Source organism: Sphingosinicella sp. CPCC 101087, assembly GCF_004151485.1.
Classification (GTDB): Bacteria; Pseudomonadota; Alphaproteobacteria; order Sphingomonadales; family Sphingomonadaceae; genus Allosphingosinicella.
Genome location: NZ_SBFF01000009.1, coordinates 44,005 through 65,421, shown reverse-complemented (window position 1 = coordinate 65,421; position 21,417 = coordinate 44,005). Strand labels below are relative to the sequence as shown.

Below are 21,417 nucleotides of genomic sequence, written 5' to 3'. Positions count from 1 at the left end.
GGTCGGCCGAAGCGCCCTGCCGCGCCGCCGTGCCAATGGGTCCGCGCGGCGGCGACCTGATCCCGCGGCCGGCGGAAAGGCGCCTCGGAACCGCGACCGCGGTCGGATAGTCTCGCTCGCGTGAAGATCGCCACCTTCAACGTCAACGGCGTCAACGGCCGCCTCGACCTGCTGCTGCAATGGCTGGAGGAGTCGAAGCCGGAGGTCGCCTGCCTTCAGGAGCTGAAAAGCCCCGACGACAAGTTTCCGGCGCGGGCGATCGAGCAAGCCGGCTATGGCGCGATCTGGCACGGGCAGGCGCGCTGGAACGGCGTTGCCATCCTTGCCCGCGGCTGCGACCCGGTCGAGACCTGCCGCGGGCTGCCCGGAGACCCGGGCGACAGCCAGAGCCGCTATATAGAGGCGGCGGTGAACGGGGTGCTGGTCGGCTGCCTGTATGCGCCCAACGGCAATCCCCGGCCCGGACCCAAATTCGACTACAAGCTCGCCTGGCTGGAGCGCCTCATCGTCCACGCCGACGCGCTGAAGGCCGCCGACTGCCCCATCGTGCTCGCCGGCGACTATAACGTCATCCCGACCGAGTCGGACGTCTACAAGCCGGAGCGCTGGGCCGACGACGCCCTGTTCCAGCCGGAGCCCCGAGCCTTGTACCGAAAGCTCCTGAAGCGCGGCTGGACCGACGCGATCCGGCACCTCCACCCCGACGAGACCATCTACACCTTCTGGGATTACTGGCGGAACGCCTGGTCCCGCAATGCCGGCATCCGCATCGATCATCTGCTCCTAAACCGGCAGGCGGCCGACCGTCTCGCAGCGGCCGGCGTCGAACGCGAGGTCCGCGGCCAGCCCCATGCGAGCGATCACGCGCCTGCCTGGGTGCAGCTGCGGGCGGCGTGAGCCACAAGGGGGCGCTCCCGGCTCAGGCGGCCCGGCGGCGCCCCGGGTCTGCGGGCTCGCGCTGCGGCGCCAAAGCGGCGAGGTCCATCCCGCTCGGATTCTGGAACAGGCGCAGCCCGAAGGCCGGCAGGATGGCGAGCAGGTGGTCGAATATGTCCCCCTGGATGCGCTCATAGTCCGTCCAGGCGGTCGTCGTCGTGAAGGCATATATTTCGAGCGGCAGGCCGGCGGCGGTCGGCGCGAGCTGCCGGACCATCAAGGTCATATCCCTGGAGATGTCGGCGCGGTCCTCGAGATAGGCCAGCACATAGGCGCGGAAGGTCCCGATATTGGTGAGCCGGCGCGCGTTCACGGCATCGCGGACGCGCTCGGGCCGCGCGCTATTCCAGGCCTCGATCTCCGCCAGCTTGTCGTCGAGATAGGTTTCGATGAGCGCGAAGCGCCGCAGCCGCGCCACCTCGTCCGGATCGAGGAAGCGCACGCTGCTCTGGTCGATCATCAGCGCCCGCTTGATCCGGCGCCCGCCGGATTCGGCCATGCCGCGCCAATTGCGGAACGACTCGCTGATCAGCCGGTGCGTCGGGATCGTGGTGATCGTCTTGTCCCAGTTCTGAACCTTCACGGTGTGAAGCGCCACGTCGATCACGTCGCCGTCGGCGTCGAGCTGGGGCATTTCGATCCAGTCGCCCACGCGCACCATGTCGTTGGAATTGATCTGCACCGATGCGACCAGCGACAGGATCGTGTCCTTGAACACCAGCATCAGCACCGCCGCGAGTGCGCCGAGCCCCGAAAGGAGCAGAAGCGGCGAGCGGTCCATCAACGCCGCGATCGCCAGCACCGCAGCGGCCGCATAGACCAGCAGCTTGCCGACCTGCACATAGCCCTTGATCGGCCGGCTCGCGGCTTCCGGGCGGGCTTGATAGAGATCGTTCGCCAGGCCGAGCGCGCCACTGATCGCGATTGCCACGGTGAGGATGATGAAGGCCGCGCAGACATTGGCGACGAGGAGCGGGATCTGCGGCGGCAGATGCGGGACGACGCCGATGCCGAGCTGAATGATCAGCGCCGGCACCGCGTTCGAGAGCCTGCGCACGATCCGGCCGAGCTGCACGCTCCCGGCCGCGAGGGGCGACAAGGCCAGGCCGCGCTGGATCAGGTTCAGGACGATCCGCTTGGCCACCCAGTTGGCGATGAACGCAACCGCCAGGAGCGCGCCGAGCGCCACCGCGCTCTGCGCCCAGGGCTGGACGATCCCGAGCCCTGCGAGGTCGATCAGCGGACCGGCGCTCAAGCGGCGCGCCGAACCTTCGCGGGCTCGGCCTTCTTCTCGATCAAGATACGGTGCAGCGCCCGGATCGCCGGCTCGTAATCCGCGCATTCGACGACGAACTGAACGTCGACGTTGCGGATCTGGTGCTGCATCGCCACCATCGTGATCCCGACGTCGGCGAGCGCCTGCAACGCCTCGGGCACGAGACCGGGCTGCGAGATGTCGCTGCCGATCACGCAGACCATGGCGACCCGGCGCGACACGATCGCCGCGCCGGGGTAGCGGGCCGAAAGCTCGTCGATCACCCGCCCCACCGTGGCGGTATCGGCCGCGAGATAATGGGTGATCGTATTGGCATTGGAGGATTTGCTGACGATCCAAGCGCGATGGCGGGTCAGCGCCTCCAGTATCGCGGCGTCATAGCCCTTCTCGCCGACCATATCCTGCTCGAAGAATTGCAGCGCGTAGAGGAGCGGCATGCCGGCGATGATCTCGACGCGCGGCTCGTCCGTCACATAGTCGCCGCAGATGAGCGTGCCGGCATCCTCGCGGTCGAACGTGTTGCGCACGCGCAAGGGGATGCCGGCCTGCCGCAGACCGCGGCCCGCGCGCGGATGGATGGCCTCCATGCCCAGATTGGCGAGCTGGTCGGCGACATCGTAATTGGTCCGCCCGATCTTCCGGGCCCGTCCGACCCCCACCAGACGCGGATCGGCGCTGGAGAGGTGGAACTCCTTGTGGATGATCGCCTCCTCCGCCTGGGTGACGACGGCGATGCGCGAGAAGGTCATTTCGGTATAGCCGCGGGCGTAGCGCCGCACCATGCCGCCCTCGCATCCGGCATAACCGGTCACGATCGGCATCTCGGTGGCCAGGTCGATCGGCGACAGCGCATCGCGCAGGCGGTCGTCCAGGCTCGGCAGCTCGGTCGACTTCCAGCCGGTGAGGTCGACCAGCCGGGCATTGACGCCGCGGCTGCGCAGCAGAAGCACGGTGCTGTGAGCGCTGTGGGCCTCCCCGAGCCCCGCCAGCATCTCGCGCATCGTGGCGAGCGGCTCCTCGAGGCGGAAGCGGCCATGCGCGCGCAGCCGGTCGACGTCCTCCAGGCAGGCGCCGACGGCGGCCACGCGCTGGTCGGCGAACCGGTCCGCCTCCTTCAGCAGGTCGCCGTCGAGCATCGAGGCATTTCGCTGGCGCATTTTCAGCCGAACCGTCTCCAGCGCATCGCGCCAGTCGCGCTCGCCGTCATTGCGCGCGAAGCAGGCATAGACGCCCGGTTCCCCGCTCTTCTTGTGCTCGAGCAACAGGTCCGTCATGCCCGCATAAGCGGAAACGACGAAGATTCGGCTATAAAGGTCGGCGCCGCTGCGGCCGGCGATCAGGACATTATCGAGCAGGGTCCGTGTCGCCGCCATCGACGTGCCGCCGACTTTCTCGACCTTGTGGCCGCAGGTCATGCGGCCACCTTTTCGGTGAGCGGGCCCGCGACCGGGCAAACCTCCTCGACCTCGCGCGCGGCGATGAATCGCGGCCGGGGCGTGTCGACGCCGAACGGCGCCTGCAGCCGGTTGGAGACCGCATTGTAGACGAAGAAGGCGTTGGCCCTCGGGAACGGGGTGATGTTGCCGTTCGAGCCGTGCATCATGTTGCAGTCGAACAGGATCACCGTACCGGGCGGGCCGACCGGCGCGACGATTCCGTTGCCGTGGGCCAGCTCGGCGAGGCTGTCCTCGTCCGGCACGCCATATTCCTGCTTCTTCAGCGAAACCTTGTAGTGATTGGCGGGCGTCCGGCCGACGCAGGTCAGGAAGAGCCGATGCGAACGCGGGATCAGCATCAGCGGTCCGTTGTTCGCATTATTCTCGGCGAGCAGCACCGACATGGACAGCGCGCGCATCCGAGGCATTCCGTCCTCGACGTGCCACGTCTCGAAATCGGAATGCCAGTAGAATTCCTTGCCCTGAAAGCCGGGCTTGTAGTTGAGCCGCGACTGATGGATGTAGACGGCGTCGTCGAGCAGGAAGCGGGCGACCTCCGCCAGCCGTGCGTCGGCCGCAAGCCTTTTCATCAGCCGGCTCTGGGCGTGGATTTCGAAGATCGAGCGCACTTCGGTTCCACCGGGTTCGGTGATGACGGTCTCCGCATCGAGCGCGTCGGGGTCGGCGAGCAGCCGCCCCGCCTCGCGCTGCAGCAACGTCACCTCCTCGGGCGAGAAGATGCCGTCGAGCACCAGATAGCCGTCGCGGTCGAATTGCTCGGCCTGCTCGCGGGTCACCGGCGCCTCGGGCGTCCAGGGGCGATGCAGCACCGGATCCTGGCGCGGCAGCATTTCCGGCTCCGGCGCGATCCGGGACGGATAGAGGTCAGTCATGAAACGTCCTTGCTTCGGGTCAAGATTGTCAGGTCAGGTCAGATCGGCGTCGTCGGCTCAGGCCGCTTTGACTTCCGGATCCGCCGGATAGGCGCCATTCTCGTCATGGACTTCGCGGCCGGTCACCGGCGGGTTGAACACGCAGGCGGTGAGAATGTCCGTCTCCGGCCGGACGATATGCTCGTCATGGGCATCGAGCGCGTACATGACGCCCGGCCGCAGCCGATGGGTCTTGCCGGTGCCCAGATCTTCCAGCGTCCCCGTGCCCTTCAGCACGAGCACCGCCTCGAGATGGTTCTGGTAGTGCATCCTGAGCTCGCTGCCGGCGTACATCTTGGTGACGTGGAAGGAGAATCCCATCCCGTCTTCCTTGAGCAGCAGCCGGGCGCTGTCCCATCCGTTCGACTTCACGTCGCGGTCGGTGTTGCGCAGGTCCTTGAGCTTGCGAATGATCATGGAGATTTCCTCTTATTCGGCGGCAATGCCGCACGTGGCGTTCAGGGCTTCGCCGACGCAACGCTCGATCATGTCGAGCCCGGCGCCGAGCGTGGCCTCGTCGATGACGAGCGGGGCCAGCACCTTGACGATCTCGTCATGGGGGCCGCTCGTTTCGACGATCAGGCCGAGCGCGAAGCAGGCGGAAGTGACGCTCGCGGCGATCTCGCCGGAGCCGACATGGATTCCCCGCATCATGCCGCGGCCTCGCGTCGACAAGGAATGGCGGGTAGCGATCCGGTCGAGACGCCGGCCCAGCAGGTCGCCCTTGGCGCGGACCTCCTTCTCGAAGCGGTCGTCGCTCCAGAAGTGCCGGAGCGCTGCCGTAGCGGTCACGAAGGCGTGATTGTTGCCGCGGAAGGTGCCGTTATGCTCGCCGGGCGACCAGATATCGAGTTCCGGGCGGAACAGGGTAAGCGCGAAGGGCAGGCCCATGCCGGAGAGCGACTTGGCCATGGTGACGATATCGGGCTTGAAGCCCATGTTCTCGAAGCTGAAGAAGCCGCCGGTGCGGCCGCATCCGGCCTGGATGTCGTCGACGATCAGCAGCGCTCCATGGCGCTTGGCGATGGCCGCGATCGCCCGCAGCCAATCCGGCGAGGCGGCGTTGAGACCGCCCTCGCCCTGTACCGTCTCGACGAGGATCGCGGCAGGCGCGTCCAGTCCGCTCGACGGGTCCGACAGGCGCTGCTCGAGCAGCGCCGCCGTATCCACGTCGGGGCCGTAATAGCCGTCATAGGCCTCATGGGCGACATGACCCAGGGGAACGCCCGCGCCTCCGCGCTTGGCGGCATTGCCGGTGCAGGCAAGCGCGCCCAGCGTCATGCCGTGGAAGCCGTTTGTGAAGGCGACCACCAGCTCCCGCCCGGTCACTTTGCGGGCGAGCTTGATCGCCGCCTCGACGGCGTTGGTCCCGGTGGGGCCGGTGAACATCGCCCGATAGTCGAGGTCGCGCGGCTTCAGGATGAGCGATTCGAACGTCTCGAGAAATTCGGCCTTCGCGTCGGTGTGGAGGTCGAGGGCATGGGCTATGCCGTCGGACTCTATGTAGTCGAGCAGCGCCTGCTTCAGCACCGGATGGTTGTGGCCGTAATTGAGCGTCGAGCAGCCCGACAGGAAGTCGAGATAGCGCCCGTTCTGGCTATCATGGATCCACACGCCCTGGGCGCGTCCGAACTGCCGCGGCATCGAACGCGAATAGCTGCGCACCCCCGATTCGCGCCGCTGGTAGATCGCGATGTCGGGTATGTCCTGGCTCGGTCGTGGAAGGCTGGTCATGAGGGGGATGTCTCCGGATCATGGGGTTCGTGCCGCGCAATCTTCGCAGCGGGGAGCGGGCCGATGCTGGCCTGCCATTCGGTTGCGTGGCCGCCCGCGAAATGGGCGTCCCGGGTGAAGCGTTCGGCCTTGCTCAGATCGAGGCCACGGCGGCGGGCAAAGCCTTCGAACAGGGCCCAGGAGGCGCGATTGTCAGCCGTGACGGTCGTCGTCAGCCATTGGGCTCCGATCGCCGCCGGTCGCTCGATCAGTGCGTCGAGCATGCGTCCCCCAAGGCCGGTTCCGCGGGCGTCCGGATGAACGGCCACCTGCCAGACGAACAGCCGATCCGGCGCCGAGGGCGGCCGGTAGGCAGAGATCCAGCCACGGATGTGACCCTCGCGCTCCGCGACGACGCAGGTGGCGGCGAAATCGGTGCATTGCAGCAGGTTGCAATAGGCCGAATTGGTGTCGAGCGGTGGACAGGAGGCGATCAGCGCCGTCACCTGGGGTCCGTCCTCGGCCACCGGTTCGCGAAATTTGAAGCCCGATGCCCCGGATCGTCCCCGGTTCGCGCCATGAATCGGCGGCCGGTCGGTCGCTTGCGCAATAGAGCTGGAGATTAGTTAAACTCCCGAAGTTTTCTTTGCTGCGGGGCGTGCGCCCGCTTGACCGTCCATTTACGCCTCCGAGAGAGGACTTTCAACCCTTTGAGGCCGAGATCCTGCCTCTGTGAAGACGTTTCGCATCCGCATTACTTCCACAAATGAATCATTATGGGAATTGGCGCCGGGGGCGCTCCAGATTAGCTTCGGCGGCGATGGACACTGACCTTTCAACCCGAGCGCTGCGCGCGCTGCGCCGCATCCTGCGAGCGGCGGACCTTGCCGGCAGGCGGCTGGCCGCCGCGACCGGCCTGACGCCGTCCCAGCTGCTTGTCCTTCAGGAGATCGAGCGGCGCGGCGAGACCACGCCCAGCGCGATCGCTGCCGCGCTCCAGTTCGGTCAGGCGACGATCACCAACATCGTCGATCGTCTCGAACGTTCCGGCCTGGTGTCGCGCCAGCGCAGCGAAAAGGACCGGCGCCAGATCTTCCTGCGCGCCACGCCTGCTGGCCGCGAGGCGATCGAGGCGGCGCCCGACATGCTGCAGCAGCAGTTCCGCGAGCGCTTCCCGGCCCTCGATGGCTGGGAGCAGGCCATGATCCTCGCCGCACTCGAGCGGCTCAGCGGAGTTCTGGACGCCGACGCGATCGATGCGGCGCCGTTGCTCGATACCGGCGCCATCGATCGCGGCGCGCCGGATTGATCCGGCCTGCGGCCGGTCGGAAAAAGCTAGATCAGGTAGTCCGATGAATCGAGATGGGTGACGCCCATCAACGTCACCTGGCCGCTTCCGAAGTCGACGATCGTGTTTCCGCCCAGATAGAAGACATTGAGATTGCCCTGGAAGGCCGCCTCGGTCTGGCGCAGGTCCAGCAGATCGTTGTCGCCCGCCTCCTGACCGAAATCCCAAATGACGTCGGACCCGGTCAGGCCGGTGAAGATGAAGCGGTCGTTGCCGCCGCCGCCCCACATCTGGTCATTGCCTTCTCCTCCCGCGATCGTGTCGTGGCCGCCGATGGCCAGCGGCCCGGCGGGAGCGCTGTCGCCGAAAAGCTGGTCGTTTCCCGAGCCGCCGACCAGCACGTCATTTCCGCCGCGTCCGCCGGCCGCGATCGAGGCGCCGTCGCCGTACAGGACGTCATTTCCCTCTCCGCCGAACAGCTGGTCGTTGCCGCCCCGGCTGCCGACGCCGATCGCCGGATTGTCGCCGAACAATATGTCGTCGTCCAACTCGCCGTAGAGGATGTCGCTCTGCCAGCCGCCGAGCAGTTCGTCGTCGCCGATGCCGCCATGGATTCGGTCCTCGCCTTTCTCGCCGAGGATCCGGTCCTCGCCGGCACTTCCGAACAGCCTGTCGGGACCGGCGCCTCCGAAGATCAGGTCGTCGCCGAAGCCGCCGGTGAGGTGGTCTGCACCGCCCGTCCCGGTGATGGTTTCGTCCTCCGGTACTTCGTCGGCGGCGAAGAGCTGGACCAGGATGCCTCCATCGACACCGAGATTGCCCTCGTCGCCGTTCCAGGCGACCGCGAACCGGTCGTCGCCCAGGCTGGAGACGCTGGGATCGATCGAGCTGGTCGACGAATCGGCATGGACCTGGAACTCTTCGCCGGCGCGTGTGCCGTCTGCATCGAAGATCTGGCCGCGGACCGTGTTGAGGGGCGAGGAAAGCTCCGGATGATCGGCGCCGTTCTGCCAGACGACCACGAAGCGCCCGTCGGGCAAGGCGGCGATGTCCGCATTATGCTGGTCGAGCTCGAGACCGGAATGGACGATGAAGGCATTGCCGATCGGGTTGCCGTCGGGCGTGAAGATCCGCGCCATCACGTTCGCGCCTTCGCCGCTCATCGGATCGGCGGCGAACAGGCCGGCGGTCCACACCATGGCGAAGTTGCCATTGGCGAGGCGCGCGATCGACGGATCGGGGCGGCCGCCCGGAGCCTCGCCGATCTCGAAGATCGGTCCCGCCAGGCCGTTGCGCTGAAAGAGTTGGCCGTAGAAGCCGGTGTCGCCGCCTTCCATCGCCTCTTCCTCGCTGCGATAGCCGTGCCAGGCGACCACGAAGCTCGTATCGGAGATCACCGCGAGCGCCTTCGGCCCTGCAGCCCCTTCCCAGCCGAAGGTGAATTCCGACTGGACCGCGCCGTCGGGCGAACGAATCTCTCCTTCGCCCACATATTCGCCGCTCCAGATCGTCACGACGCTGCCATCGGAGAAGGCCGCGATCTCGGGGTGCTGGTGGTAATAATCATAGGCGGTGAGGTGCTCGGGACCGGTCAGCCTGCCCTCAGCATCGAGAAAACGGGTGTTGACCGATGTGCCTTCCAGCCGGTTTTCCTCACCGCTCGAGTAAGCGATCGCGAAGCTGCCATCCGGGCGTGCGGTGACAGTCGGGTTGAACTGCGCGTCCGCCGTGATGGCGTTGACCTGGAACTCGCCCGTGTCGGGGCTGTCGGGCAGGATGGCGCGCGCCTGAATCTCGAAGTCGAGCTCGCGCGGATCGTCCGGCCGGAACTGGCTGCGCCAGGCGACGACGAAGCCGCCATCGTCGGTGCCGGCGATGTCGGGCATGTTCTGCGTGCCGAAGGTATTGCCGGTGTTGACGACGAATTCGGTGCCGATTCGGACAGGCATAAGCCTTACTCCCGCTCGCCGCTCCCCCATCGGAGAGCGGTCCTGCACCCCGCCCGCAGCCTGCTTTTAGCCGATCCAGGAAGCTGGCGGCATCCGGCCGGCGCGGCGCCCGCGACGTTCCGCCTCCTTTTCGCGATCAGTGAGAAAGCGACCGATCTGCCCGGAGAACCGGGACCGGGTCGAGCTTCGCGCGCCGTCGCAGCAAGGACCTTGATACCGGATTCTCTTGACCGCCCTCCGCTTGCGAAGGGCCGCAGATACGGCGCTACCTTTCGATCAGCTGACGGGGCCATGTTGGCGCCGTTCATCGCCGCCGTTCTAGGGAGATGCATGTTCCGGATCGGGCCAGACCTTGGCGGTGAACGGAATGCGAAGGAATTATCGATGCGTAAGTTTATCTTGCTGGGCCTCATGGCTGCCGTCGCCCTTCCCGCAGCCGCGCAGTCGCAATCGCGCGGTGAGATCAGGCGTGACCGGGAAGAGGTGCGTGAGCAGCGGGACGATCTGCGTGACGCCCGCCAGCGGGGCGATCGCCGCGACGCTCGGCAGGAGCGCGAGGAGCTGCGGGAAGCGCGCCAGGAGCTGCGGGAGGATCGCCGGGACCGGCGCCGCAGCCAATATGTCGCGCCCTACCGCAACTGGCACTATAATGCCGTCCGTACCGGCCACCGGCTTCGCCCGGCCTTCTATGGCTCGCGCTACCACATCGCGAACCCGGCGCAGTATCGCCTTCGCCCGGCAGCGCGCAACCAGCGCTGGATCCGCTACGGCAATGATCTGCTGCTGGTGAACACGCGCACCGGTCGTGTGCTCCAGGTGGCCGTCAACCGCTACTGAACCAGGTCATTCGACCCGGCGGCCCGGCAGAAATGCCGGGCCGTTCGTCGTTCCGGCCCGGATCGGCGGTGCAGCGACCATGCCGGTCCCGGGTCGGAAAAGGGATGAACGGGGCGGACCAACCTCTCCATGCCATCCATAACCCCGGCCCAGCGGCCTCAACCTCTAAGCGGGCCTGCACTCGGCAGGGCCTTTCGCGCCGTTCGGCGCCGGCCGGGTCAGATGCGCGGCAATGGCGGCGCGGCGGCGTACCTTCAGCTTGTCGAGGATGTTGTGAACGTGATTCTTGACGGTGGCCGGCCCGATGTTGAGGTCGCTCGCAATCTCCTTGTTCGAGAGCCCCTGCGCCACCAGGACGGCAATCTCGCGTTCGCGCCGAGTCAGGGTCTCTGCGCTGCTGTCCCGGGTGTCCGCCAGCGACGCAAGGCGGTCGCAGAGGAGTGCGGTGACTTGCGGAGAGCAGCGCAACTCGCCGCGCAGGGCACCTTCGACCGCGGCGACCAGCTCGCTTACCGTCCCGTTCGAGTCGACGAACGCGGCGACACCGGCTTCAGCGCAAGCGAGGAACGCGTCGGCGCCCCCGGCGATGCCGAACCCGACCAGGCGAGCCGATGGACAGCAAGCGCGGACTTGGCGCGCAAGAATGAGAGCGCCGGAAGTGGAGGCGTCGAGCAGGACCGCGTCTGGACCGATGGCCTGTATCGCCGCCAGGGCGCTGCCGGAGCCGAGCGCCGATGCGACCTCGAGACGGCCATCTTTCGTGAGGCTGGCAGCCAGCCCCTCGCGATAAAGAAGCACGTTGCTGATGATGACGACCCTGGGCTTGCTCGCGCCGGAGACCTCGTTCCGGGCTGACGCGTCGGGGTCCAACAAGCTCATAACACCCTCCGACTCGCAGGCGAACCACAACCGACCTGTCGGGTCTCCGTTTCATGCTCGCAATGTGTTGCGAATTCGCTTGATCAGGCCGGCCAAGGCCGTGTCGCCCCGGCTCCGGCCGGCGCCAGAATAATTATCACGAGGTCGGCCCTCGCCAAAATGAAAACATTGTGAATCGATTCTGACGGGCGAAGGTTCGGGCGGGGCCCTTCTGCACGTGCGACCCTATCAGACGGTCCCGGACCATTCGGTCCTGCTTCTTTCGACCGTCGCGTGCGGGAGGCCGACTTCCCCCGGGTTGCACGGGCCCTTCTTCCCGATCGGCTCGAAAACGGTCCCCTGTCCTCGCCTGGGCCATTTTCGCGCCTCCTGGCCGATTACGGCGGCCGCGGTTCCCGGTCACAAGCAGGACTTCGACGAGCGGCGGGGTTCCGTGGATCCGATACGCATTCACCTCAGCCATATGCCCGCGACTTTGCTCGCCGGCGTCGAAGAGCTGATCAGCCGCGAGGCCGACCTCGTCGTGGTCGGCAGCACCGGGCCCGAGGAAGACCCGCTGGTCCGAGCGCTTGAGGAGCAGGCCGACATGCTGATCACGATCGAGCCCACGGCGACCGGCACCACTTGTCTGGAGGCGATACTGCGCCGCCCGCCACTCAAGATCTTCGCCATCGCTCGCGACGGCAGAGAAGGGCGGGCGGTCGACATCGCGGCCCGGCGGGTCCGGTTCGACCAGGACAACGATTCGGCCTTCGCCAACGCCGTGAGGCAGGTGGCGGAGCTTCTCCCATGATTAATGCCGACCCGGCGACGCCGGCCGCATGAGACACTTTTCCAAGGAGCGCGACCATGCCCGTTTCTCCCACTTATCCCGGTGTCTATATTCAGGAGCTGCCCAGTGGCGTCCGGCCGATCATCGGTGTCGCCACCTCGATCGGCGCGATCGTCGGCACCTTTGCGCGCGGGCCGGCGGATGCGGCCGTCGCGGCGTTCAACCTCGGGGATTTCGAGCGGGATTTCGGCGGCCTCGCGATCGATCATGAGGCCAGCTATCAGGTTCAGCAATATTTCCTGAACGGCGGATCCCAGATCTGGATCGTTCGGGTTGCCCCAGGTGCCGGGGCAGCGTCGGCGGTCTTCGATCATAATGACGCCGGCGGGCAAGGCGAGTCGCTCGAGGCCACCGCCGGCCGGATGATCCGCGGCGTCAGCGTCGACGATCCCGGCCCCTGGGGAGACAATCTGCGCATCGACGTCGATCATGACGCGCGCGACGCGGCAGCCGAATTCAACCTCACCGTCAGCGAGGTCCGGCTCGAGGACGGCCGCGAGATCGTCGCCCGTACCGAGACCTTCCGGAATCTCACCATGGTCGAGGGCGCGCCCAACAATGTGATCGAAGTGGTGAATTCCGGATCCAGGATGATCCAGCTTTCGCGGGATAATGGCTGGGGCCTGTTCCGGCCCGCCGCGACCGGAACGGTGAGCGCCGTCATCGACATCACCCAGTTCGGCACGATCGCCGACGACAATACGATCGATGTCGATTTCGGTGCGGGCGCGCAGCCGGTGGTCGTCAACGACGTGAACCTCAACCCGATCACCACCCTCGCCGACGCGCGCGGCCGGCTCGAAGCCGCAATCCGCGCCGCTCAGCCCGGCGATCCCTTGTGGGCGGGTGCGACCGTTCAGACCACGCAGGACGGGCGCCTGCGCGTGCTCGCCGGCCGGAACGCCGCGACCTACCGACCCGACATCATCGTCACCTTCGCGGACAATGCGGGCAATCTCGCCGAGCGGCTTGCCCTGCGCGCAGCCGACGACGCGACGGAGAACGTACAGCAATATGCGCTCGGAAGCGCTGCCGCCCTGCCTGCCGGCTTCATGCGCTCGGCGGTGGCCGGGACGGAAAGCGATCCGCTGGCGGCGGCTGACCTGCTCGGCACGACGGGAAGCCGCACCGGCGTCTTCGCGCTCGAGGAAATCGACCTGTTCAACATCTTGTTCATCCCGGACGCGGCGCTTCTCGGCAGCGTCGCCGACCTCTCGCAGGTGATGAGCGGGGCGATCAACTTCGCCGAGCAGCGCCGTGCCTTCGTGCTGGTCGACGTCGAGCCGAACACAGGCTCGCTGGACGGCGCGCAGACCTGGCTGGGCGAGGTCACGACCGCCGGCCTGCGCCACCGCAACGCCGCCGCATATTTCCCGCGGCTCGCCATTCCCGACCCGCTGAACCAGGGGCGGCCGCGCCTGATCGGCTCCAGCGGCACGGTCGCGGGTATCTATGCCCGCACCGACGCCGCGCGCGGCGTCTGGAAGGCGCCCGCCGGAATCGAGACGACGCTTCGGGGCGTGATCGACATCGACTACAAGCTCAGCGATCCCGAGCATGGGCAGCTCAACCCGGTCGGCCTCAATGCCGTCCGGACGTTCGACCTGCCCGGAAACGTCCTGTGGGGCGCCCGAACCCTGGTCGGCGCCGATGCGCTCGCTTCCGACTGGAAATATGTGCCGGTGCGGCGGACCGCCTTGTTCATCGAGGAATCGCTTTTCCGTGGCCTGCAATGGGTCGTCTTCGAGCCCAATGACGCACCGCTCTGGGCGCAGATCCGTGCCGCGGCCGGATCCTTCATGCAGGGGCTTTTCCGGCAGGGGGCGTTTCAGGGCAAGTCGCCGCGCGAGGCCTATCTGGTCAAATGCGATGCCGAGACGACCACCCAGGCCGACATCGACGCCGGCATCGTCAACGTCTTCGTCGGCTTCGCGCCGCTCAAGCCGGCCGAATTCGTCATCATCAGCCTGCAGCTGCTTGCTGGCCAGGCCCAGGCATAAGGAGAGACGGCCATGGCCAGGTTCACGGTCAACGCGCAACGCTTCGATCCCTACAAGAGCTTCAAGTTCCGCGTCCGCGAGGTCGGCGGCGACTATGTCGCCGGCATCAGCAAGGTGAGCGCGCTCAAGCGCACCACCGAGGTGGTCGAACATCGCGAAGGCGGCGATCCAAGCAGCGTCCGCCGCTCGCCCGGTCAGACCAAATATGAAGCCGTGACGCTCGAACGCGGCGTCACCCATGACAAGCATTTCGAGCAATGGGCCAACAAGGTCTGGAACTTCGGTTCGGGACTGGGGGCGGAAGTGTCGCTCAAGGACTTCCGCAAGGACCTGATCATCGAGGTCTATAACGAGGCCGGCCAGCTCGCCATCGCCTACAAGCTGTTCCGCTGCTGGGTATCCGAGTTCCAGTCGCTGCCCGACCTCGATGCGAGCGCCAGCGCCATCGCGATCCAGACCCTGAAGCTCGAGAATGAGGGGTGGGAGCGCGATCCCGAAGTCACCGAGCCGTCCGAGCCCAGCTTCACCGAGCCGCTATGACCGACGGCGCCCGCCTCTTTCTCGACGCCTGGACGCATGCGCGGCCGCAGCCGCCGGCGCGGCGTGCCGCGACCTTGCTCGCGAGGCTCGGCGGCGAAGCCGAACCCGAGCGGTTGCCGATCGGTGTGCGCGACCGGCGGCTGCTCGAGCTCTTTGCCGGCATGGCCGGGGCTCATCTGGCCGGCGTCGCGGAATGCGATTCCTGCGGTGGCGCGATCGAGGTGGCGGCGTCCGTGGACATGCTGATGTCCGGGCCGCCGACCGCGCCGATCCTGGTCGAGATCGACGGCGAGCGAGTCCCGGTGCGATTTCCGACGACGCACGATGTCCTCGCCGCCGTCGCGGCTCCGGACCCGTCGCGCCGCCTTGCCGAACTGTGCGCCGGGAAAGGCGAGCTCGGAGCGGGCGAGGCCGAGCAGGTGGGCGCCGCGCTTCTCGCCGCGGATCCTCTGCTCGATCCCCAGATTGCCGTGACCTGCCCGGACTGCGGAGCCGAGACGGTGTTCGGATTCGACGTCGGCGCCTTCCTGTGGGCCAAGGTGGAAGATCGGGCGCGGCATCTGCTGTCCCAGATTCACCGCCTGGCCTGCGCCTATGGCTGGACGGAAAGCGAGATTCTGAAGCTGCCGGAAGCACGCCGGGCGGCCTATCTGGAGCTTTCGGCGGCATGAGCGCGCTGGACGGCCTCATCGCCCGCGTGGTCGAAGGACAGAGTGCCGTCCGGCCGATCACTCCGCCGATGGTGGCGGAGCCGGAAGCGGATGAGCCATGGGAAAGCGAGCCGCTGGGAGAGGGCGGTGCGAGCTCGCGACCGATTGCGATGCGACGCGAGAGTCACGTCGCCGCCGACGTCCGGGCCGCGCGCACGGATCAGCCGGCGGGGCAGGAGCCGGAAGCGAAGCCAGATCCCGAGAAAGCCGGCCGCGAGCCCCCGCGCTCCGCACCGCACCTCGAGACCGGGCTCCTTCGGCCGGATGCCCCCGATCCGGTGCAGGAGCCGGTCTGCCGCCCGGGCCCCGAGCCCGCGTCGGCGGGTCTCAGGCCCGCGCGCCGCCCCTCAAGGTCGCCGCTCGAGCCGGAGAAGCGGCAGCGCATCGCCAAGCTCGTGCCCGTCCGCGAGGAAGGTCGCGATGCAGGAAAGGCTGCCGTGCCTCGGGTCGAGCCACCGGCCACCGCACCGACGGCGCCGACCGCTGCTGTCTCGACCGTCCCGCAGGCCCCGGCCGCGCCGGATCGCGTGACGATCGAGATCGGCCGCATCGAGGTCGCCTCGCCAGCGCCGGCCAGAGCGCGGATGCTGACGCTCGACGATTATCGCGCAGCCCGTCGCGAGGGGCGGCGATGAGCACGGCACTCGCCATCGCCGGGGTGACGCAGATCCTGCGCGACCTGGTCAACGACGCCATGATCGACGCGGACGTTTCCGGCACTCTCGGCGGCAACGTCAACGTCCGGGCCCGCGCACCGGATCTGGTGGAGGAGGAGATTCAGGAAGGCGAGTCGGTGCTGAACATGTTCATGCACCGGATCAGCCTCAATACGGGTCTCGCGAACCAGGTTCTGCCGACCCGCAACGCGAACGGCGATCGCGTCGCGAACACGCCGCTCGCCATCGATCTGCACTATCTGGTGAGCGCCTATGGCGCGGCCGATCTTCATGCCGAGATCCTGCTCGGCCACGTGCTCCAGATCCTCCACGAGCATCCGGTCATCGGCCGCGAGGAGATCCGAACGGCGCTCGACTCGCTTCCGCTGATCGGCGGCGATCTGCCGCCCGCCCTCCAGTCGCTCGCCAATACCGGGCTTGCCGATCAGCTCGAGCAGATCCGAATCAACCCGGCCTATCTCAGCCTCGACGATCAGTCGAAGCTCTGGACGGCGTGCGCGGCGAGCCTCCGCAGCTCGGCCGCCTATGTCGTCACAGTCCTGCTGATCGAGGCGACGCGGCCAGCGCGCAATCCGCTGCCCGTGCTGACGCTCGGCGTCGGGCATACGGGCGTGACGCTGCAGCCGGACCTCGTGCCGCCCTATCCGGCCATCGCCGGCCTGACCTTGCCGTTGGGCCAGCCGAGCGCGCGGCTCGGCGACACGATCATTCTTCGTGGTCACCATCTCGGCGGAAACCCGGTGGTCGCCCGCTTCACCAATCCGCGCTTCGAGGATCCCATACTGGTTCCGGCGGCCGGCGTCAGCGACCGGCAGGTCGAGGTCGAGATCCCCAACGATGCCGCAAACTGGGGTGCCGGTCCGTTCACGATCGAGCTGGACGTCCAGCTCGCCGGCGAGCCCGCGCCGCGCCGCACCAACGGCTTCGGCCTCGCCATCGCGCCAGTGATGGACCTGCCGCCAATGGCCATTGTGCGCGCGCCCGACGGCAGCGTCGATGTCGATCTCGACGTCGTTCCGCGCGTGCGGCCGGGCCAGATCGTCTCACTGACGATCGGCAGCCGCGAGGCCGTCACCGATGCCTTGCCGGCGCCCGCCGACCAGCTGCATTTCCGGTTCGAAGCGCTGCCCGCCGGCAGCCAGCCGGCGCGGCTGCGCATCGACGGCGTCGACAGCTGGCTGATCGATCGCACGCAGCGACCGCCGGTCTTCGAACCGGCACAGTTCATCACGGTGCCGGCATGAGCGGCACCCGTTCCAGTTGGCTGGAAGCAAATCGCGACCATCTCGCGGCGGAGATCGGCCGCGTCGCGGCGCTGATGACGAACAGCGAAGGAGCTCAGCCAAAGCCACCTGCCCCTATCAAGGGCAAGCCGTTCAGGATCGACCTCCTTTCCGACCGTCTGTCGCTGACCGCCTTCGAGCGGGAACTGCTGATCATGGCGGTGGCGGTCGAGCTCGACGGCGGCCTTGCGGCATCCGGCATCGCTCCGACGGCGCAGGTCGCCTTCGCCACTCTGGCCGAACCGCACTGGAGCGCGCTCTCACCCGACCAGTCGCTTCGCCGCTGGCGACTGATCGAGGTTCAGCAGGGCAGACCTCTCATCCAGGCCCCCCTTCGAGTCGATCCGGCGCTTCTGCATTGGCTCACCGGGACCGCCGAGCGGACCAGCGACGTCAGCCGCGAAGCTGCGTCGATCGAAGCCGGGACCCTGCCCGGCGCGCATGTCGAGTTGGCAGAACAGCTCGCTCGCCGCCTGCGTGCAGGTTCGCCCGTGCCCGCATTCGAGCTGGACGGGGGCAGCCGGTCCGATCGTCTCGCCGTCGCTCAGGCCGCGGCCGATCGGGTCGGGCTGACCGCACTGCTGGCCGACGGCGAATCCCTGCGCGACAGTGCGCGACTATGGGAGCGCGACCTGCTCCTTGCGGGGATCGTTCCGGTCATCGACCCGGGAGACGCGCCCAGCCCCTGGCTCGCGCCGTTCGTCGACAGTTTCTCCGGTCCGCTCTTCATGGTGGGCCGAGTTGGCATGACCCAACGCGATCTCCTTCGCGTCGAGCTCCCGCCTGTCAGCTTTCGCGAGCGAGCGATACTCTGGGCCGGGGCGCTTCACGTCGATGCCGGCGACCCGGATCTCGAGCGCCTCGCCTGGCAGTTCGCGCTGTCCCCGGCGGAGATCGCAAGCGCCGGCGCCGAGGCGAAGGCGGAGCGCGGCAGGCGCCCCATCGTCGAGCGCGCGTGGGACCAGGCGCGGCGGCGTACCCGGCGCGACGCCGGACCGATCGTGCGACGGGTGATCTCTTCCGTGACGCTCGACGATATCGTCCTGCCCGAGGCTCAGCGCCGCTCCATCGATGCGATCGGGGCGCAGGTGCGCCATCAGGCGAAAGTCTATGGAAGCTGGGGAATGGCCGGCAAGAGCGACCGCGGCCTCGGCATCACCACCCTGTTCTCCGGGCCGAGCGGATCGGGCAAGACGACCGCCGCGGAGGCCCTCGCGGCGCAGCTGAACCTGGACCTGCTCCACATCGACCTGTCCCAGGTGGTAAGCAAATATATCGGCGAGACCGAGAAGAATATCGACCGGGTCTTCGCCGCGGGCGAGGCGGGCGGCGCCGTTCTGCTGTTCGACGAAGCCGATGCGATCTTCGGCAAGCGCAGCGAAGTCCATGACAGCCACGACCGCTACGCGAATCTCGAGGTCAGCTACCTGCTCCAGCGGATGGAGGCCTATCGCGGCCTCGCCATCCTGACCACCAATCAGAAATCGGCGATCGATGACGCGTTCCTGCGCCGGATCCGCTTCGTCGTCCATTTCCCCTTCCCCGATCGGCGCCTGCGGGAGGAATTGTGGCGTCGAGCCCTGCCGGCCACGCTCGTCGCCGGCTCGCCCGACTGGGCCGAGCTCTCGCACCTGTCGCTTGCCGGCGGCAGCATCCGCAACATCGCGCTCAATGCGGCCTTCAATGCCGCCGAGGCGGGCCGGAAGATCGGCCCCGAGCACATAAGGGGCGCGATCGGCGCCGAGGGGGCGAAGCTGGGGGCCCCGCAGATGATGCTCCAGCTGGCGCGCGGGCGGAGGCGGGCATGAGCGGTCGCGACATCAGGATCCGGATCGGCGCCCTGTCCGTCGGCGCCGGGTTCGACGCCGACCGATTCCGCCGAATGATCGCGCGAGAGATCGAGCCGGATCGGGCAGCGGACCGAGCGTCGGCGCGCGCGGTCGTCACGCGCATCGCTCGCGCGGCCGGGGGAGAAGGGTCATGAGCGGCACGCGCGCCTTCGCCGAACCCGGGCGCACGACCGTCGGCCGCCACGGCGCACAAGCCGAACACGCGGCCGATGCGCGGGCCCGGACGGCCGAGCGGAAGCTGGGCCTATCGTCGAGGCCGGCCGTGAGCCACGATCCCTCCGACAGCGACTTCGCAGCACCGCCCGCCGTTGATCAGGTCGCCCGGACGCCAGGCCAGCCGCTGCCCGCGTCGCAGCGCCGCATCATGGAGACCGCGTTCGGACACGATTTCGGCCGCGTCCGCATCCATTCCGACCAGTCCGCAAAGGTGGCGGCCGCCGGCATCGGCGCGCGCGCCTTCACGGTCGGCTCGCACATCGCCTTGCCTGGAGGGGAAACGGGCGCGCTGACGCATGAGCTCGCGCACGTCGTCGCCAAGGAGCGGGGAGAGGACGAGCCGCGGACGGTTCGCCGCCTTGGCGTGGGCGAATGGTTCGCCCGGCTGGTGGGCGAGGGCACGTACAGCGACGATGAGCTTAAGGTCTATCTGCTCGAGGTCGAGAAATCCAAGGAGCCGGTCGGCGGCAGCGAGGGCGACGACATGGCCCGCCAGGTGGTCGCCAAGAAGATGCACCAGTCGCGGAGCAAGGAGGTCCGCCTCGCGCTGATCCGGGAGATGATCTCCGGCTTCACCGGCAATGACGACGAGCAGGCTATCCTCGCGATCCTGAAGGACGCGACGCTTCCGGAGCGCGAATGGCTGGTGGATCAGCTGGGCGGTCCGAAGAAGCTGCGCGAGGACTTTCACGGGGATGAGGAGGATGAGCTGCTCAAGCTGCTCGGCAGCGTCGCCGACCACATGCATGACGAGGTCCCGCTCGACTGGCGTTTCGAATATGACGTCAAGGGCGGAAGCAAGCTTCCCGACCTGAAGGGCCCGCTCGGCATCTTCCTCAACAATCTCTCGATCAAGCCAAGCGGCGCCGACGAGCCGCTGACGTTGGCCTCGAACGAGTCGATGGGCCAGCAGGGCGCCAAGGAAGTCCTTCTCCGCCGGGCCATGAAGCACCCTCGCGGCAAGGACGGCAGCGGCCGAGCCGATTTCATGGTCGGGCGGATCGATTCGTCGGGCGACGTCGCGCCGGACACGCGCGTGCCCGAACCGGTCAGCGCGCCTTATCCCGCAATCTCTCCGTTCAATCATACCGTCGTCGTGAAACTGTCCGCCACAGTGGAGGGGATGGAGCAGGATCAGATCGCCAACATGACCGAGCATTCGGAGGAGCAGATCCGGACCCGCGAAGAGTCTCTCGAACGGAAAGAATATCACGAGCGCACCGACAGCGAGATCCGCTCGGAGGAAGAGACCGAGGTCGTGCGCGAGGGAGAGAAAGCGGGGGAGACCAAGGGGCGCGAGGTCGGCAAGGAGCAGCAGAAGGGCACAACGCGCGAGGACGTGAAGAAGCAGGAGAAGACCGACGAGACCAGCAAGCGCGATGCCACCGACACCAAGAACGAAACGTCGAAGCAGACCGGAACCGAGACCACCGTCACCCTCACCAACGAGATTTCCGGAAAGCTGGACGGCAACTTCAAGGCCGAGCTCGCTACAGAGCTGGGGATCGGGATCGGCGACCTGGTCGGACTGGCGCTCCCGATCGGCAGGCTTTCAAAGGGGCTGTTCGGGAAGCTGAAGGGGCTGGTCAAGCGGGGGCTCAAGTACCTCCCCTTCCTCGACGACGACGATGCGAGCGGGCTCAACCTGAAGATCGAGGCCAACGGCACCTTCTCGATCGGCGGCACGCTGAAGGGCGAGATCGCGCGCAAGTGGATCGACCTCACCACGACGACGACCGGCACGGTGGTCACCGACGAAACCGGCGAGCGCCACTCCCGGACGGAAGGGTCCGAGGAGCGGACCGGCTCCAGCGACGTCAAGATCGACCGCAGCAGCCAGCAGGAAGGCAGCTCGAAGGAACGATCGAAGGAGAAGGAGGCCGGCCGCAAGACCGGCAAGCAGGTCGGCAGGGAGGATCGCAGGGGCAAGGAGGAGGTCAAGGGCGAGAAGACGGGCATCTCGAACGCCGAAGCCGACAAGTCCGGCACGACCATCACAAAGAAGCGGCTCGTCCCCGTCATCTCGGGCGCAACGCTCGCCTTCGAAGTCAGGGGAAGCTGAC

General features: G+C 67.4%; 20 protein-coding genes. 12 read left to right on the top strand and 8 right to left on the bottom strand.

Annotation, left to right across the window (positions count from 1 at the left end; genetic code table 11):
• Nucleotides 1-120 precede the first annotated feature (120 nt).
• Nucleotides 121-897: an exodeoxyribonuclease III gene (locus EKM57_RS14730; RefSeq protein WP_129793283.1), complete on the top strand. Its 777-nt coding sequence runs from the start codon at nt 121-123 to the stop codon at nt 895-897.
• Nucleotides 898-919: 22 nt separating this feature from the next.
• Here EKM57_RS14730 and EKM57_RS14725 read toward each other — a convergent pair whose 3' ends face one another.
• Genes EKM57_RS14725 through ectA form a run of 6 tightly spaced genes read right to left on the bottom strand, consistent with a single transcriptional unit; the run spans nt 920 to nt 6,820 of the window.
• Entirely contained in the window at nt 920-2,191 is a 1,272-nt protein-coding gene (locus EKM57_RS14725) for a mechanosensitive ion channel family protein (protein WP_243451063.1), read from the bottom strand.
• Nucleotides 2,188-3,627 (bottom strand): aspartate kinase, encoded by a 1,440-nt coding sequence (locus EKM57_RS14720; protein WP_129793281.1) that lies wholly within the window; start codon nt 3,625-3,627, stop codon nt 2,188-2,190. The genes EKM57_RS14725 and EKM57_RS14720 overlap by 4 nt, the downstream gene beginning before the upstream one ends.
• The gene (gene thpD, locus EKM57_RS14715) at nt 3,624-4,541 is read right to left on the bottom strand and encodes an ectoine hydroxylase (RefSeq protein WP_129793280.1); all 918 of its coding nucleotides are present in this window, start codon (nt 4,539-4,541) and stop codon (nt 3,624-3,626) included. Before thpD ends, EKM57_RS14720 begins: the two co-directional genes overlap by 4 nt.
• A 57-nt stretch (nt 4,542-4,598) precedes the next feature.
• Nucleotides 4,599-4,997, bottom strand: coding sequence for an ectoine synthase (locus tag EKM57_RS14710; RefSeq protein WP_129793279.1), 399 nt, complete (start codon nt 4,995-4,997; stop codon nt 4,599-4,601).
• Between the two features lie 12 nt (nt 4,998-5,009).
• Entirely contained in the window at nt 5,010-6,314 is a 1,305-nt protein-coding gene (gene ectB / locus EKM57_RS14705) for a diaminobutyrate--2-oxoglutarate transaminase (protein WP_129793278.1), read from the bottom strand.
• A complete protein-coding gene (gene ectA, locus EKM57_RS14700) occupies nt 6,311-6,820 on the bottom strand; it encodes a diaminobutyrate acetyltransferase (protein ID WP_129793277.1) in 510 nt (169 codons plus the stop codon). The genes ectB and ectA overlap by 4 nt, the downstream gene beginning before the upstream one ends.
• Nucleotides 6,821-7,113: 293 nt before the next feature.
• Here ectA and EKM57_RS14695 point away from each other — a divergent pair, with 293 nt between their 5' ends.
• Nucleotides 7,114-7,602, top strand: coding sequence for a MarR family winged helix-turn-helix transcriptional regulator (locus EKM57_RS14695; protein ID WP_129793276.1), 489 nt, complete (start codon nt 7,114-7,116; stop codon nt 7,600-7,602).
• 26 nt (nt 7,603-7,628) lie between these two features.
• On the opposite strand, the gene EKM57_RS14690 is transcribed toward EKM57_RS14695, so the two are convergent.
• Complete coding sequence (locus tag EKM57_RS14690; protein WP_129793275.1) at nt 7,629-9,530, bottom strand: calcium-binding protein; 1,902 nt, start codon at nt 9,528-9,530, stop codon at nt 7,629-7,631.
• A 384-nt stretch (nt 9,531-9,914) separates the two neighbouring features.
• Between EKM57_RS14690 and EKM57_RS14685 the strand changes: the two genes are divergently transcribed.
• The gene (locus EKM57_RS14685) at nt 9,915-10,367 is read left to right on the top strand and encodes an RcnB family protein (protein ID WP_129793274.1); all 453 of its coding nucleotides are present in this window, start codon (nt 9,915-9,917) and stop codon (nt 10,365-10,367) included.
• Nucleotides 10,368-10,532: 165 nt separating this feature from the next.
• Here EKM57_RS14685 and EKM57_RS14680 read toward each other — a convergent pair whose 3' ends face one another.
• Complete coding sequence (locus EKM57_RS14680) at nt 10,533-11,246, bottom strand: response regulator transcription factor (RefSeq protein ID WP_129793273.1); 714 nt, start codon at nt 11,244-11,246, stop codon at nt 10,533-10,535.
• 463 nt (nt 11,247-11,709) lie between these two features.
• Between EKM57_RS14680 and EKM57_RS14675 the strand changes: the two genes are divergently transcribed.
• Genes EKM57_RS14675 through EKM57_RS14635 form a run of 9 tightly spaced genes read left to right on the top strand, consistent with a single transcriptional unit; the run spans nt 11,710 to nt 21,416 of the window.
• Nucleotides 11,710-12,039: a hypothetical protein gene (locus EKM57_RS14675; RefSeq protein ID WP_206185449.1), complete on the top strand. Its 330-nt coding sequence runs from the start codon at nt 11,710-11,712 to the stop codon at nt 12,037-12,039.
• Between the two features lie 56 nt (nt 12,040-12,095).
• Nucleotides 12,096-14,078, top strand: a complete 1,983-nt coding sequence (locus tag EKM57_RS14670; RefSeq protein WP_129793271.1) for a phage tail sheath C-terminal domain-containing protein — start codon at nt 12,096-12,098, stop codon at nt 14,076-14,078.
• Between the two features lie 12 nt (nt 14,079-14,090).
• Nucleotides 14,091-14,618 carry a phage tail protein gene (locus EKM57_RS14665; RefSeq protein ID WP_129793270.1) on the top strand — a complete coding sequence of 176 codons (528 nt, stop codon included), beginning with the start codon at nt 14,091-14,093 and terminating at the stop codon, nt 14,616-14,618.
• Complete coding sequence (locus tag EKM57_RS14660) at nt 14,615-15,289, top strand: hypothetical protein (RefSeq protein WP_129793269.1); 675 nt, start codon at nt 14,615-14,617, stop codon at nt 15,287-15,289. The genes EKM57_RS14665 and EKM57_RS14660 overlap by 4 nt, the downstream gene beginning before the upstream one ends.
• Nucleotides 15,286-15,963 carry a hypothetical protein gene (locus tag EKM57_RS21940; protein WP_165357470.1) on the top strand — a complete coding sequence of 226 codons (678 nt, stop codon included), beginning with the start codon at nt 15,286-15,288 and terminating at the stop codon, nt 15,961-15,963. Before EKM57_RS14660 ends, EKM57_RS21940 begins: the two co-directional genes overlap by 4 nt.
• Nucleotides 15,960-17,249 carry a DUF4255 domain-containing protein gene (locus tag EKM57_RS21935; RefSeq protein WP_165357468.1) on the top strand — a complete coding sequence of 430 codons (1,290 nt, stop codon included), beginning with the start codon at nt 15,960-15,962 and terminating at the stop codon, nt 17,247-17,249. The genes EKM57_RS21940 and EKM57_RS21935 overlap by 4 nt, the downstream gene beginning before the upstream one ends.
• On the top strand, nt 17,246-19,096 hold the full coding sequence (locus EKM57_RS14645; RefSeq protein ID WP_129793268.1) for an ATP-binding protein: 1,851 nt from the start codon (nt 17,246-17,248) through the stop codon (nt 19,094-19,096). The genes EKM57_RS21935 and EKM57_RS14645 overlap by 4 nt, the downstream gene beginning before the upstream one ends.
• A complete protein-coding gene (locus tag EKM57_RS14640) occupies nt 19,093-19,272 on the top strand; it encodes a hypothetical protein (protein WP_129793267.1) in 180 nt (59 codons plus the stop codon). Before EKM57_RS14645 ends, EKM57_RS14640 begins: the two co-directional genes overlap by 4 nt.
• Nucleotides 19,269-21,416: a DUF4157 domain-containing protein gene (locus EKM57_RS14635; RefSeq protein WP_129793266.1), complete on the top strand. Its 2,148-nt coding sequence runs from the start codon at nt 19,269-19,271 to the stop codon at nt 21,414-21,416. The genes EKM57_RS14640 and EKM57_RS14635 overlap by 4 nt, the downstream gene beginning before the upstream one ends.
• Nucleotide 21,417 lies beyond the last annotated feature (1 nt).